Source organism: Chryseobacterium sp. FG46, assembly GCF_057809135.1.
On sequence record NZ_JBMDJJ010000001.1, the window covers coordinates 1 to 14,044 of the forward strand.

The 14,044-nt window shown below is 36.0% G+C and carries 12 protein-coding genes; 8 read left to right on the forward strand and 4 right to left on the reverse strand.

The window, feature by feature from the left end:
• Positions 1-557 precede the first annotated feature (557 nt).
• Positions 558-1,010 (reverse strand): cupin domain-containing protein, encoded by a 453-nt coding sequence (locus ACODR7_RS00005; RefSeq protein WP_488836240.1) that lies wholly within the window; start codon positions 1,008-1,010, stop codon positions 558-560.
• A gap of 198 nt (positions 1,011-1,208) precedes the next feature.
• Here ACODR7_RS00005 and ACODR7_RS00010 point away from each other — a divergent pair, with 198 nt between their 5' ends.
• The 5 genes from ACODR7_RS00010 (at position 1,209) to ACODR7_RS00030 (ending at position 6,192) form a co-directional block, all read left to right on the forward strand.
• Positions 1,209-1,427, forward strand: a complete 219-nt coding sequence (locus tag ACODR7_RS00010) for a hypothetical protein (RefSeq protein ID WP_431608951.1) — start codon at positions 1,209-1,211, stop codon at positions 1,425-1,427.
• Positions 1,427-1,801: a c-type cytochrome gene (locus ACODR7_RS00015; RefSeq protein WP_488836242.1), complete on the forward strand. Its 375-nt coding sequence runs from the start codon at positions 1,427-1,429 to the stop codon at positions 1,799-1,801. The genes ACODR7_RS00010 and ACODR7_RS00015 overlap by 1 nt, the downstream gene beginning before the upstream one ends.
• Before the next feature lie 3 nt (positions 1,802-1,804).
• On the forward strand, positions 1,805-2,734 hold the full coding sequence (gene rlmF, locus ACODR7_RS00020) for a 23S rRNA (adenine(1618)-N(6))-methyltransferase RlmF (RefSeq protein ID WP_488836244.1): 930 nt from the start codon (positions 1,805-1,807) through the stop codon (positions 2,732-2,734).
• Positions 2,735-3,016: 282 nt separating this feature from the next.
• On the forward strand, positions 3,017-4,714 hold the full coding sequence (gene lysS / locus ACODR7_RS00025; protein WP_488836245.1) for a lysine--tRNA ligase: 1,698 nt from the start codon (positions 3,017-3,019) through the stop codon (positions 4,712-4,714).
• Between the two features lie 122 nt (positions 4,715-4,836).
• Entirely contained in the window at positions 4,837-6,192 is a 1,356-nt protein-coding gene (locus tag ACODR7_RS00030) for a T9SS type A sorting domain-containing protein (protein WP_488836247.1), read from the forward strand.
• Between the two features lie 21 nt (positions 6,193-6,213).
• Here ACODR7_RS00030 and ACODR7_RS00035 read toward each other — a convergent pair whose 3' ends face one another.
• From ACODR7_RS00035 to ACODR7_RS00045, 3 genes are read right to left on the reverse strand one after another with little or no spacing between them, the layout of a single operon-like run.
• Positions 6,214-6,729, reverse strand: coding sequence for a ClbS/DfsB family four-helix bundle protein (locus ACODR7_RS00035; RefSeq protein WP_488836249.1), 516 nt, complete (start codon positions 6,727-6,729; stop codon positions 6,214-6,216).
• A 5-nt stretch (positions 6,730-6,734) separates the two neighbouring features.
• The gene (locus tag ACODR7_RS00040; RefSeq protein WP_488836250.1) at positions 6,735-7,739 is read right to left on the reverse strand and encodes a cytochrome d ubiquinol oxidase subunit II; all 1,005 of its coding nucleotides are present in this window, start codon (positions 7,737-7,739) and stop codon (positions 6,735-6,737) included.
• A complete protein-coding gene (locus ACODR7_RS00045) occupies positions 7,736-9,079 on the reverse strand; it encodes a cytochrome ubiquinol oxidase subunit I (protein WP_488836252.1) in 1,344 nt (447 codons plus the stop codon). The genes ACODR7_RS00040 and ACODR7_RS00045 overlap by 4 nt, the downstream gene beginning before the upstream one ends.
• 234 nt (positions 9,080-9,313) lie before the next feature.
• On the opposite strand from ACODR7_RS00045, the gene gyrB reads away from it, so the two are divergent.
• From gyrB to ACODR7_RS00060, 3 genes are all read left to right on the forward strand, one after another.
• Positions 9,314-11,248 (forward strand): DNA topoisomerase (ATP-hydrolyzing) subunit B, encoded by a 1,935-nt coding sequence (gyrB, locus tag ACODR7_RS00050; protein ID WP_047432174.1) that lies wholly within the window; start codon positions 9,314-9,316, stop codon positions 11,246-11,248.
• 81 nt (positions 11,249-11,329) lie between these two features.
• Positions 11,330-11,752: a DUF5684 domain-containing protein gene (locus ACODR7_RS00055; RefSeq protein WP_488836254.1), complete on the forward strand. Its 423-nt coding sequence runs from the start codon at positions 11,330-11,332 to the stop codon at positions 11,750-11,752.
• Positions 11,753-12,151: 399 nt separating this feature from the next.
• The gene (locus ACODR7_RS00060; protein WP_488836256.1) at positions 12,152-14,044 is read left to right on the forward strand and encodes a DUF3858 domain-containing protein; all 1,893 of its coding nucleotides are present in this window, start codon (positions 12,152-12,154) and stop codon (positions 14,042-14,044) included.

Consider the following 14,044-nt stretch of genomic DNA (forward strand, 5'->3'; position numbering starts at 1 on the left):
AAACGAAGTGGCTTTGCGAACAAAAAAATAGATTTTTATCATAATTACTTTGCGAACCTAACGTTTAAAACTATCCGAAGTCTTTATTACGCAATAATCATTAAGATAGATTGATTTGTGAATATTAAACGCTGGGTTCGCAAAGATATAATGACTACGAAAATTTAAAACGATCGCAAGGGCGTTTCACTCAGCGAGATTATATTATTAGTGAACTAATTTATCCATGTATAAATGAAACAGTGAGTATATAAAGTACTATCATTCGCTAAACGAAGTGGCTTTGCGAACAAAAAAATAGATTTTTATCATAATTACTTTGCGACCCCAGCGTTTAAAACTATCCGAAGTCTTTATTACGCAATAATCATTAAGATAGATTGATTTGTGAATATTAAACGCTGGGTTCGCAAAGATATAATGACTACAAAAATTTAAAACGATCGCAAGGGCGTTTCACTCAGCAAAATACGCTGTCATTCGCTGAACGAAGTGGCCTTGCGAAAGAAAAATAGAGTAGTATCATTAATCCTTTGCGAGCCCGGCGTTTAAACTATTTATTGTGCTGGTTCAGACAAAGGTGTAGCAGGAGTTCCGCTGTAGAAAACAATTAAAGTCACTCCTTTATCTCCCGTTTTTCCTCTGTGGCCCACATTCACCATCTCGGGCAGCACCTCACCTTTACGAATCCATTGTGTTTTGCCGTCTTCTTTTCTCTCCACCTGAATTTCTCCTTTTTCTACATAAGCAGCGTTAATAACAGGATGCTTATGCCAGTCTAAAGCTTTGTTGGGAGGTACGGCAATTTTAAGAACCGAAATTTCCGGCTGTGTAGTAGGATAGGCAGGATATACGGTTCCATCCCATGATTGGGTTGTTTTTAAAAGTGTCACCGATTCTATTTTATCAGAATATTCTGACTGTGGTTCGTTGGAGGAATTGTCACATGAAATAAAGAGGCAAGAGGAAACAACAAAGAAAGTTGCAGCAAACAAATTTTTTTTAGTCATAAGCTTCATATTTATATTTTGGTTTGGATAATCCGTTATACAAAAATAACTAAGCTTATTTAATTTCTCTAATGTTTGAATTATTTTTTTTTATTGATTGGATTAAAACTCAGTCTGTAAAAAATATTTCTCAAAGAAAACATTTGTCATAAGTTTAAAAGTTTATTTTTTATATTTTTGCTTCCAAATTAGAAAAAAATGAAAAAAGTATTAGCAATCGCATTTATCGGAGGTTTATTATTAGCAAGCTGTTCAAAAAAAGTAGATCACTCTTTACAGGACAGCAACACAATGCTTGAAGAGCCAGCAGCAACTACTGTTGTGGATTCTACTGCTAAAACTGCTGCTCCAGCTGCTGCAACTCCGGCTGCTCCAGCACCAGAAGCTGCTAAAACAGATTCTACAGCAAAGAAATAATGAAAAAAATACTTTTAGCAGGAACTTTGGGTCTTATGATCATTTCCTGTTCTAAAAAAGAAAATACAGCAGAATTGGCGTCTTCTTCTGAAGCAGTTGCTGTTTCAGAACCTGCTCAATCTAATCTTTCAGGTGAGCAGATCATGGAAACATTGGATTGCTCAGGATGCCATTCTGTTAATGAGAGAATGATAGGACCTTCTTATAAGGAAATTGCAGGAAAGTACTCTGAAAAGGATACGGAGCTGCTGGCTTCCAAAATTATAGAAGGCGGAAGTGGAGTATGGGGAAGTGTGCCTATGGCTGCCCATCCACAGGTATCTAAAGAAGATGCCAAAAAAATGGTGGAATATATTTTAAGTCAGAAGAAATAAAATATGTCCGCTGAAAAATCCAGTCTGCACACAAGAAATCTGCATCGTAATCCTTATGATTTTGATCAGCTTATTTCTTGTGTGCCGGAACTGAAACACTATGTTTTTACAAATGCTTATCAGACGGTAACCATTAATTTCAGCATTCCAAAAGCAGTCAAACTGCTCAATAAAGCCTTACTCTTACATTTCTATAATATTAAAGGCTGGGATATTCCCGACACTAATCTTTGTCCACCGATCCCTGGAAGAGCAGATTATGTACATTATATTGCGGATCTTTTAGGAGAACAGCTTGATACAATTCCGGCAGGAAACTCTGTAAAAGGACTTGACATAGGAACAGGAGCCAATCTTGTGTACCCTTTAATCAGCCACAGATCTTATGAATGGATGATGACGGGAACAGATATCAATCAGGATTCTTTGAAAAATGCTCAGAATATTTTAGATCAAAATCCGGATCTGTCTTCCGTTATTCAACTGAAAAGCCAGCCTGATGCAGATCATATCTTTGTCAATATCATCAAACCTGAAGACAGATTCATTTTTACAATGTGCAATCCTCCTTTTCATGATTCTGAAGAGTCCTTTGTAAAAGGAAATATCCGAAAAACAAAGAACCTTAAAATCTCAAAATCCAAACAGCCTTTACTGAATTTTGGCGGTCAGCAGTCGGAATTATGGTGTGAGGGCGGTGAACTGGCTTTTATCACCAAAATGATCAATGAAAGTTCATTATTTTCATCGCAGGTTCTTTGGTTCACGTGTCTGGTTTCTAAAAAAGACAATCTCAATAAGCTTACTAACCTTTTGAAAAAAGTCAAAGCTGTAGAAGTCAAAACGATTGATATGGCTCAGGGACAAAAGGTAAGCAGAATGCTAGCCTGGACGTTTATTCCTCAAAAGGACAGAAAACCCTGGTTTGTTTAAAGTTCAAAGTTTAAAGTTTCTAGCATGATAGCTCAAATTATGAAACTAAATTAACTAATAATAGGGTGCCTTGCTAAATGAAACTGCTTTGCGACCGTTTTTTTACCATTATAATAATAATCTTTGCGACCCCCAGCGTTTAAATACCTCAATTGTTGATTTCAATACTTTATAGCCCTTATCTCAAATCGATTCCCTGTTCACTTTTTAAAATTTCTGAAAAAAGGCATTGATGGTCAGGTCAAAAATGCCTAAATTTGTACGCTTTTAGAAAAATAAGAAATGCAATTATCAGAACAAGAAATCATTAGAAGAGAAAAGCTGAATAAGCTTACTGAAATGGGGATTAATGCGTTCCCTGCGGATGAGTATACAATCACAGATACTACAGAATCTATAAAACAGGACTTTTCTGAAAGTAAACAGGTAAAGGTTGCTGGTAGATTAATGTCCCGCAGAATTCAGGGGAAGGCTTCTTTCGCAGAATTGCAGGATTCTAAAGGAAAAATCCAGGTTTACTTCAACAGAGACGAGATCTGTCCGGGTGAAGATAAAGAACTATATAATGAAGTATACAAACACCTATTGGATATTGGTGATATTATCGGTATCGAGGGAGAATTGTTTACCACTCAGGTAGGAGAGAAGACCGTTTTAGTAAAAAACTTTACCCTTCTTACAAAGGCTTTACGTCCGCTGCCTCAGGCTAAAACTGATGAGAACGGAGTAGTACACGATGGTTTTACAGATCCTGAATTAAGATACAGACAGCGTTATGTAGATTTAACGGTAAATCCACAGGTAAAAGAAATTTTCGTGAAGAGAACAAAACTGTTCAATGCCATGAGAACATTCTTTAATGACGCTGGATATTTTGAAGTGGAAACACCTATTTTACAGTCAATTCCTGGTGGAGCAGCAGCAAAACCGTTTATCACGCACCACAATGCATTGGATATTCCATTATATTTAAGAATTGCCAATGAATTGTATCTGAAAAGACTGATCGTAGGTGGTTTTGATGGTGTATATGAGTTCTCTAAAAACTTCAGAAATGAAGGGATGGACAGAACACACAACCCTGAGTTTACCGCCATGGAAATCTATGTAGCCTACAAAGATTACAACTGGATGATGGATTTCACGGAAAAATTACTGGAATTCTGTGCTATCCAGGTAAACGGAACTACAACGGCGACGTTTGGAGAACACAATGTAGACTTCAAAGCTCCTTATCCAAGAGTTTCCATGACAGAAGCGATCCTTAAATTTACAGGATTCGATATTACTGGAAAAACTGAGAAGGAATTATACGATTTTGCCAAGTCTATCGGTATTGAAGTGAATGAGACGATGGGTAAAGGAAAATTAATTGATGAGATCTTCGGTGAGAAATGTGAAGGAAACTTCATTCAGCCGACTTTCATTACAGATTATCCGATCGAAATGTCTCCATTAACAAAGAAACACAGAAGTAAAGAAGGCTTAACAGAACGTTTTGAATTAATGGTATGCGGTAAAGAAATCGCGAATGCCTATTCGGAGCTTAATGATCCTATTGATCAGAGAGAACGTTTTGAAGCACAGATGGCTTTATCCGAAAGAGGAGATGATGAAGCCATGTTCATCGATCAGGACTTCTTAAGAGCGCTGGAATATGGTATGCCTCCAACTTCAGGATTAGGAATCGGTATGGACAGATTAATCATGTTCTTAACGAACAATGCGTCTATCCAGGAAGTGTTATTCTTCCCTCAGATGAGACCTGAAAAAGCAGTTCCACAAATTGAATTAGGGGAGGATGAAAAAGTAATCCTTGAAATCCTTAATTCTCAGGAAGAAGCAATGTCTTTAGCGGAAGTAAAAGAAAGAAGCCAGTTATCCGGTAAAAAATGGGATAAAGCTTCCAAAACTTTAACAAAGAATAATATTGTGAAAGTAGAGAAAATTGACGAAAATCTTTTGATGAAATTGGCTTAAGATTACCAAAATTAAAAATATTGGGAGGCTGTCTAAAAATAGACAGCCTATTTTTTTGATTTAGGTGTCAATTTATCATCATTTTGGTATTAATTTTTTTTACATTTGTTAAAATTAATATCATGAAAATAATAATTACATTTTTTATACTATTGTTCATTAATGTTCATTCACAATATACCGTAGGCATAGATCCTTCTTATCAAGCTGGTTTAGGTGAAAGTCTTCAGTTTAGGCGTGTAAGTAGCTCGGCAACTCCACAAGGATATGCATATTTCTATGGATATAATACAGTAAGTACATATATTTATTTAAGAAAGTATTTACCTACTGGCTTTCTTGATACGAGTTTTGGCAATAATGGAACGCTTGATTCTGTGTTATCTGGTGGATCTCCATATATACAAGCAAATGATCAGGCAATTTTTTTAGTTAATGGTGATAGAATTGCTAAATATGATACTAATGGAAATTTGGATTCTTCATTTGGGATTGGGGGTTATTTGGATTTATATTATCATGTTCAGAAGGTTTCTATAAATGATGACTCTACTTTATTGGTGCAAGTAAATAATGTATTGAAGAAAATTACTTTTGCGGGTCAAATAGTTACTAGTTTCCCGGAAATTCCTGTTTATTCATATAAATGTACCAATTCAGATATCATTGTAAAAAGTTCGTCTACAGTTACAGAATATAAAAAATATAATCTTGCTACAGGTGTACAGGACATAACATTTGGTACTGGAGGTATAGCTAATTTTACGGGGGATGATATAAGTGTTAATAAAAATACCGGAGAAATTTTTACATATTCTACTAATTATCCTATAAAGGTTACTAAATATTCGTTCAATGGGACTTTAGTAACATCTTTTGGTAATGCAGGTGTAGTAACTTATAGTTATCCGTCCACTCCGTTATTTTATCAAGGAGGGACTGTTATGGGAATGGAATTTGATTCTAATAATAACATTTATATATATGGAGGAAGTGATGCTGGAGTTGATGGTTTCTATAAGACTGCTTTTATAGTAAGATTTACTTCAAATGGAACAGCAGATCTCAGCTTTAACAATGGTGAGAACCTTTATTACCGACAGGGTCCCGAGATTATTAGTATGAAGCTCCTAAACGATAGTACCTATTTGTGCTTTAATACATGGCACATAGGACATATGAACAATATTTCTTTGGGAACAACTCAATATATTAGAACATTAGGTGTTTTAGGAACTAGTGAACAGAATAAAGGTGATAACTATCTGGTTTACCCAAATCCTGTAAAAGATATTCTTAGTATTACTTTAAATCCTAATGAGAAATTAGAATATGCTGAGCTTTTTGATACAAGTGGTAGATTATTAAAAAAGATTTCTTCTGAGAAAAGTAATATTTCAAATCTTGAAAAAGGAATCTACTTTTTAAAAACTAAAACAAATAAAAAAAATTACCAAACTAAGCTAATAAAGGAATAATTATATAAAAAAGGTACAGAACTATTCTGTACCTTTTTCTTTTTTCCATTTCCGAAGCTGTACCCTGAAATTTTTAAACGGAGCTATGGTATTGATATGAATCCATTTCCAGACCGGCCATAGTGCGGGTGTAGTTGCCCATTTTCTCTGTCCGGGAGTAAATAATGTGTCATCATTGAGGCTTTCTATCCAGTTGATAATTTCATCAACCTGATTTCGCAGAAGTCCTCTTTGCTGTTGTAAGGTATGAGAGCTATATTGATCATAAAAAGATTGGTAGAGACCTTTTAAATTATTCCATTTGTATTCAGGAGTGGGAGTTTTTACTTCTAATCCTTTGCTTTCGTCAGATTCCCATTGTAAGAGTAGGTGAGTCCAGCCCAGCTGATAGGAGATATTTTGCGATGGCGTTTTGTCAACTCCCGGTTGAACAAGATCTTTATCGTTTTCTGTAATATCATCAAATTCCTGATCGTAAAGCCGGAATCTTTTCCTAAGCTCTTCAATAAGTTCTGCCTTATGCTTATAACCCTGCATACTCACTATTTTCTCAACTTACTGAAAGAAGCCATCAGATAAAATAAAAACGGAAGAATAAATAATGAACCCAGCATCAGTGCCCATCCCAATGCCGCAATGGTTTTCTCAGGAGCCATATGTTCCAGTAATGAAAGATGCTGTCCGTTTCCTAATAAAATAATATCCGGATTATGCTGATACGTTGCCGCTACTAAAATCATCACCATCTGGAATCCTGCCAAAGCACGCACCGGAAGCAGTTTCTGACGGTTCATCGCTCTTAGAATAAGCAACAAGGCAATGGTGGCAAAAGCAATCGCCATAATACCCAAAGGCTTTGAAAATACCCACATTAAAAGTGGAATATCGGAAATATAAGCGGTTACGAATACCAGTATTCCGGTTATCACAACAAAGATCATCGTCTGCTTGGATTTTCTGATCATTAACAAAAGATCGGCCTTATCACGGGTTTCTCTTAATGAAAAGATAGAAGCAAGATAAGCACAAAGGGCTACCGTAAATAAACCTACGGAAACTCCAAACCAGTTCAGCCAGCTGAACACATACAAATCCAGAAAACCTACAGCATCAGGATTGATAGAATGTGAAACCGTAGCAGCAGCAATTAATCCCAAAAAGAAAGGAGTTAAAAGACTCGCATAATAGAAAATCTGGGTATATAAAACCTGCCAGTTATCCTTTACAGCATCATAATGTCTGAAGGTAAAGGCTGTTCCCCTTGCAATAATTCCCAAAAGCATCAGTACTAAAGGAATATGAAGGTAGGTAGACATGGTGGTATAAATCTCAGGAAAACCAACGAAGAGAATTACAATCGCAATGATAAGCCACATATGATTGGCTTCCCAAACAGGGGCAATAGATTCATACATGATTTCCTGGGTCTTATGGCGGGCTTTTTTATGGGTGAAAAGCTCCACAATTCCAGCTCCGAAATCAGCTCCGCCCAGAATAATATAAAGACAGATGGATAGCCAGAGAAAACCTATTACAATGTAAATCATGATTTTTTGTTTTTATCGTTAAACTGAGCATCGGTAGGATCGTAAAGCTTCGGTACCATTTGAATCTGTCTCTTTAAAAGGAAAACAAGGATCAATGATAATGATACGAAAATAACAGTAAAGAAATAGAATGAATACTGTATTCCCGGCATAGGAGTTACAGCGTCTGCTGTCCTCATGATTCCATAAATAATCCAAGGCTGTCTTCCGACTTCTGTTACTGTCCATCCCGCTTCTAAAGCAATATATCCGAAAGGTGTTGCAATTAAAAAGGTTTTTAATAACCAGTTTTTACTCAGCCATTCTTTTTTGAAGAAGAAGGCATACAAATAAATAGCGCCAATACCAATCATCACCACTCCAAAGAAGATCATGATCTGAAAAGCATAATGAACAACTGCAACCGGAGGCCATTCATCTCTCGGAAAATCTTTAAGACCTTTTACTTCAGCATTGAAATCATTGCTCACCAGAAAACTTAACACTTTTGGAATTTTTACCGCATATTTCACTTCTTCTTTTTCCTCATCAGGAATTCCCCCGATTACAAATGAGGCCCCTTTTTCAGTTTCAAAGTGAGCTTCCATAGCCGCCAGTTTGATAGGTTGTCTTTCTGCTACCGATTTTGCAGCAACATCGCCACTTAAAGGTGCTCCGAATGCACCGATCAAAGCAAAACCTACGGCAATTCTAAAAGCTTTGGTGTGAAATTCAACATTTCTTTTTCTCATAATCATAAAAGCATGTACTCCAGCTACAGCAAATCCTGTTGCACAAAATGCCGCAACCGTCATGTGAAGAGCCTGCGGAAACCACGCATCATTGAACATCGCTTTGATAGGATCTATATTAAGATACTGTCCATTAATATAATCGAAACCGGTGGGAGAGTTCATCCACGAGTTGGCTGCTACCACAAGAATTCCGGAAGCAAGTCCGCTTACTCCTACAAGGAATCCGCAGAACCAGTGAAACCATTTATTGAATCTTTCCCAGCCATATAAAAAGAAACCGATAGCAATTGCTTCAATGAAAAAGGCTGTTCCTTCCAGAGAGAAAGGCATTCCGAAAATAGGACCGGCATGTTTCATAAATCCAGGCCATAAAAGCCCCAGTTCAAAGGAAAGCATCGTTCCCGAAACTGCTCCTGTAGCAAAAAGGATGGCAACCCCTTTGCTCCATGCTTTTGTTAATCCTTTATATACTTCATTATTGGTTTTAAGATATTTCCAATGGGCAAAAGCCATCAGAAAAGGCATCACCATACCCACACAGGAGAATATGATATGAAAGCCCAGAGAAAGTGCCATCTGAGCGCGTGCTGCTATAAAATCATCCATAATATCAACTTTTCAGTAAATAAATTTACGCATAAATTATTGATGTTGAATATGATTTACAACAGTTGCTATCTCAACAATACATTTTAATTTTGATTCTTTTACCGGCTCACCAATCCTTATGTTTTTCTAAAGAAAACTCTACATTTTTTTGACACTTTTTAACTTTCATACCTCGAAAAAAATCACGATATTTGTAAGTCTTTGCATATAGCAGGATTTTTAATTTTTAATATGAGTCAAAAACAATATACAGCTAGTAGTATTCAGGCATTGGAAGGAATGGAGCACGTTCGTATGCGTCCTTCAATGTACATTGGTGATGTAGGAGTCAGAGGACTTCACCACTTGGTTTATGAAGTAGTAGATAACTCTATTGACGAGGCATTGGCAGGATACTGCGACACGATCTTCGTTAGCATCAAGGAAGGAAACGGAATTGAAGTAAGTGATAACGGTAGAGGTATTCCGGTTGATTTCCACGAAAAAGAACAGAAATCTGCCCTTGAAGTTGTAATGACAAAAATTGGAGCCGGAGGTAAGTTTGACAAAGACTCTTATAAGGTTTCAGGAGGTCTGCACGGAGTTGGGGTTTCTTGTGTGAATGCACTTTCCAACGAGATGATCACTACGGTTTACAGAGACGGAAACGTTTACCAGCAGATTTATTCAAGAGGAAAAGCTCAAACAGGTGTTGAGGAGATTGGTCACAGTGAAAAAAGAGGAACCAAGCAGTTTTTCCAGCCGGATGATTCCATCTTCACAGAATTAATTTATAATTACGATACATTAGCAAGCCGTTTAAGAGAGCTTTCTTACCTTAATAAAGGAATTACCATTACATTAACGGATGAAAGAGAAAAATTGGAAGACGGATCTTTCCGTTCAGAAGTTTTTCATTCTGAAGGGGGATTAAAAGAATTCGTTGCTTACATTGACGGAAACCGTGAGTCTATCATGGAACATGTAATCTTCATGGAAGGAGAAAGAGATGATATTCCTGTAGAAGTAGCAATGCGTTACAATACTTCTTTCAACGAAAATCTTCACTCTTACGTAAACAACATCAACACTCATGAGGGAGGAACTCACTTAGCAGGTTTCAGACGTGCTTTGACGAGAACCCTTAAAAAATATGCTGATGATCTGGGGATTCCACAGAAAGAGAAAGTAGAAGTTACAGGAGATGATTTCCGTGAAGGATTAACAGCTGTGATTTCTGTAAAAGTAATGGAACCTCAGTTTGAAGGACAGACTAAAACAAAACTAGGAAACTCTGAAGTTTCCGGAGCGGTAGATAAAATTGTTGGGGAAATGCTTACCAATTTCCTTGAAGAAAACCCTTCTGAAGCTAAGCTGATTGTTCAGAAAGTTGTTTTGGCCGCAAAAGCAAGACAGGCTGCTAAAAAAGCCCGTGAGATGGTTCAGAGAAAATCTCCGATGGGAGGTTCTGGTCTTCCTGGAAAACTATCTGACTGTTCATCAAAAGACCCGGCAGAATCTGAAATTTTCCTTGTAGAGGGAGATTCCGCAGGTGGAACAGCTAAGCAGGGAAGAGACAGACACTTCCAGGCTATCCTTCCATTGAGAGGTAAAATTTTGAATGTAGAAAAATCTATGCTTCATAAAGTTTATGACAATGAAGAAATCAGAAATATCTACACTGCTCTTGGAGTTTCTGTAGGTACAGAAGAAGATAGTAAAGCATTGAACATGGCTAAGCTAAGATACCATAAGATCGTTATCATGACCGATGCCGATATTGACGGATCTCACATTTCTACATTGATCCTTACTTTCTTCTTCAGGTATATGAAAGAACTTATTGAGAACGGATATATTTATATTGCCCAACCTCCTTTATACCTATTAAAGAAAGGAAACAAAAAAGTATATGCATATAATGAAAAAGAACGTGAAGAGTTTACTTTAGAAATGGCTCCGGACGGTAAAGGCGTAGAAGTACAGCGTTACAAAGGTCTTGGAGAAATGAACCCTGAACAGCTTTGGGAAACTACCCTTAATCCGGAGCATAGAATCCTGAAACAGGTAACCATTGATAATGCAGTGGAAGCAGACAGTATTTTCTCCATGTTGATGGGAGATGAGGTTCCGCCAAGAAGAGAGTTCATCGAGAAAAATGCGAAATATGCAAAAATTGATGCATAAACGTTTTTAAAAATATAATAAAAAAGCTTCTAATTATTTAGAGGCTTTTTTTATATTTGGATAAACCAAAAAAATAATAATATGTTAACTCTTTTACAAACAGATCCTTACAACGGGATGGATGCAGCTTCTGGAGCAGTGGCTGCAGGATTAGGAATCGGAACCATGTTCTTCGGCTTACTTTGCTATATATTCTATGGATACTGCATGTACAAAATCTTCCAGAAAGCAGGAAGACAAGATGCCTGGGCTGCCTTTATTCCTATTTATAATACCATCGTATTACTGGAAATTGTTAAAAAACCAATTTGGTGGATTATTCTTTTCTTTATTCCATTGGTGAATATCTATGCATGCTGGGTTGTATATGACAGGCTTGCCAAAGGTTTTGCCAAAGAGACTCCTCTATACACAATTCTGATTCTCCTTTTCGGATTTATTTTTATTCCTGTATTAGGACTTGGAAACGATCAGTACGATAGTAAACTGGTTCCAAATGATTAAAAAGTAACACAAAAAGCTTAAAGACTTCAGAAATGAAGTCTTTTTTATAAATAATTTTTCAATTGTAGAATTTATGGTATTTCTTCTTATTATTAATTCTACATTATTTAAATTGCACGAATTGTGATTTATTTTAAATTTGAAATGCAGACAAGATGAAGTTTATCCCTTCATAGGACAGAATAGATACAACCTTCACCCAATATAGAATGCGTATAAATATCCTGTTTTTAACTTTTCAAAATTTAATAATGGAAAGATGTAACGTTTTCATTTTATTATAGTTATATTTATAATAATGCTTTTTTAAGTATGAGGTTGAGGCTTTATATGTTGAAGTCTTTTATATTTTTTTAACAGTTATTAGGATTTTATTATTTTTGTACAATCTTAATAACTATGATGAAAATATTAGTCTTTGGGGCTTTATCTACTGCCTCATTATATTTCGCACAGAGCTATCCTGCCTCTGCTATTCCGGAGAATTTAAAGAAAAATGCTGATGTTGTTATTCGAAAGGATTTTACAACAGTCCAGATCCATAAAATTGATGAAATAAAATATCAGAAAAATAAGGTAACTACAGTTTTAAATAAAGATGGTGATAGTGAAGCAGTAGCTTATATTTCTTATGATAAGTCAAAAAGTATTTCGAACATAAAAGTTACGATTTATGATGAAGCCGGAAAAAAAATTAAAAGTATTTCAAAATCTGATTTTAAAGATGTAGCCAACAATCCTCAGGGTGTTTTTTATTCTGATAACAGGATACTGGTTTATTCATATACGCCGGTTCAATACCCTTATACTGTTGATTTTTCGTATGAAGCGGAAGATGAAGATACTGTTTTCATCCCGGATTTTGTACCGTTTACTTCTACTAAGATATCTCTGGAAGAAGCACAGTTCAAAATCATTAACACTTCGGGAATCGAACTTCGATCTAAGATTTATCCTTCAAAATATAATTATGCATCTGTAACAGAAAGCGGTAGTGCAAATGATAAAACCTATTCGTATAAAAATGTACCTGCTATAGATGATGCTTTTATGATTCCACAGCCTGTTAAAATTTTACCTGCAGTTAATTTTGCTTTAGCAAAATTCAGCCTGGCAGGAAAGCAGGGAACTTTAAATAACTGGACAGATTTCGGGACATGGATTTACAATGATCTTTTGGTACCTGTTTCAGCATCTACTCCTGCCATTAAAGCTGAAGTAGCTTCTTTACAATTACAAGGGTCTGTAGAAGATAAAGTAAAGAAAATTTATCAGTACATGCAGAACAAGACCCGATATATAGCCGTTTCATTAGGAATAGGAGGCTGGCAGCCCATGTTGCCGGATGAAGTTCAGAAAAAAGGATACGGAGATTGTAAAGGACTCACAAACTATATGAAAATCCTTTTGAACGAAGCAGGAATTCCTTCCCATTATTGTATTATCAATTCCAGTCGTTCACAGGTTTCCTTTGATCCGGAATTTCCGTCCATGGGCGGGAATCATATTATTCTGATGGTTCCGACGGAAAAGGGAAATATCTGGCTTGAAAATACTTCTCAGCAAATTGCTTTTAATCATTTAAGTTACGGCACTACGGACAGGAATGTGCTTGCGGTAACTCCAAAAGGAATTGAGCTTATTAATACCCCTGTTTATAAAGCCGAACAGAACAAAGAAAAACAAATATTGAGAGTTAACCTTAATGAAGATAACAGCATAATTGGAACAGGAAATTTTTCTTATACAGGCAACCAATATGATTATAATTTAAGATTTGTCAATCTTAGTCCTAAGGAAAAAAATGATGCACTGAAAGGAATATTTGATGTTTTAAACTTTGAAAAAGTTGAAATGAAAAACTTTAATAATGACAGAGATAATGCTGTTATTACCTATGACATTGATTTTAAAACCAATAATTTTTCCAAAAAAGCGGGAAACAGCCTTCTTTTCAGATCTGTGCCTATTTTTACTGATGCTGTCTTTAAAACTGATGAAAGCCGCGAGCTTCCTTTTGAAGTCGGTATGTCTTATGAGGACGAATACGAAATTGCGTTTGTCCTTCCTTTAGGTTATAAAGTGGATGAAACTCCGGATAACTCAACCATCACTTCTGAATTCGGATCTTATAAACTAAGTTTTGCTACAAGTGAGGGACAGGTAAAAGTAACCAGGAAGATGCAGATTAATAAGGGATTATATCCAAAAGAAAAGTACAATGATTACATCAGTTTCAGAAAGAAAATTCTGAATATGGACAACTCAAAAATTTTAATAACAAAAATATAA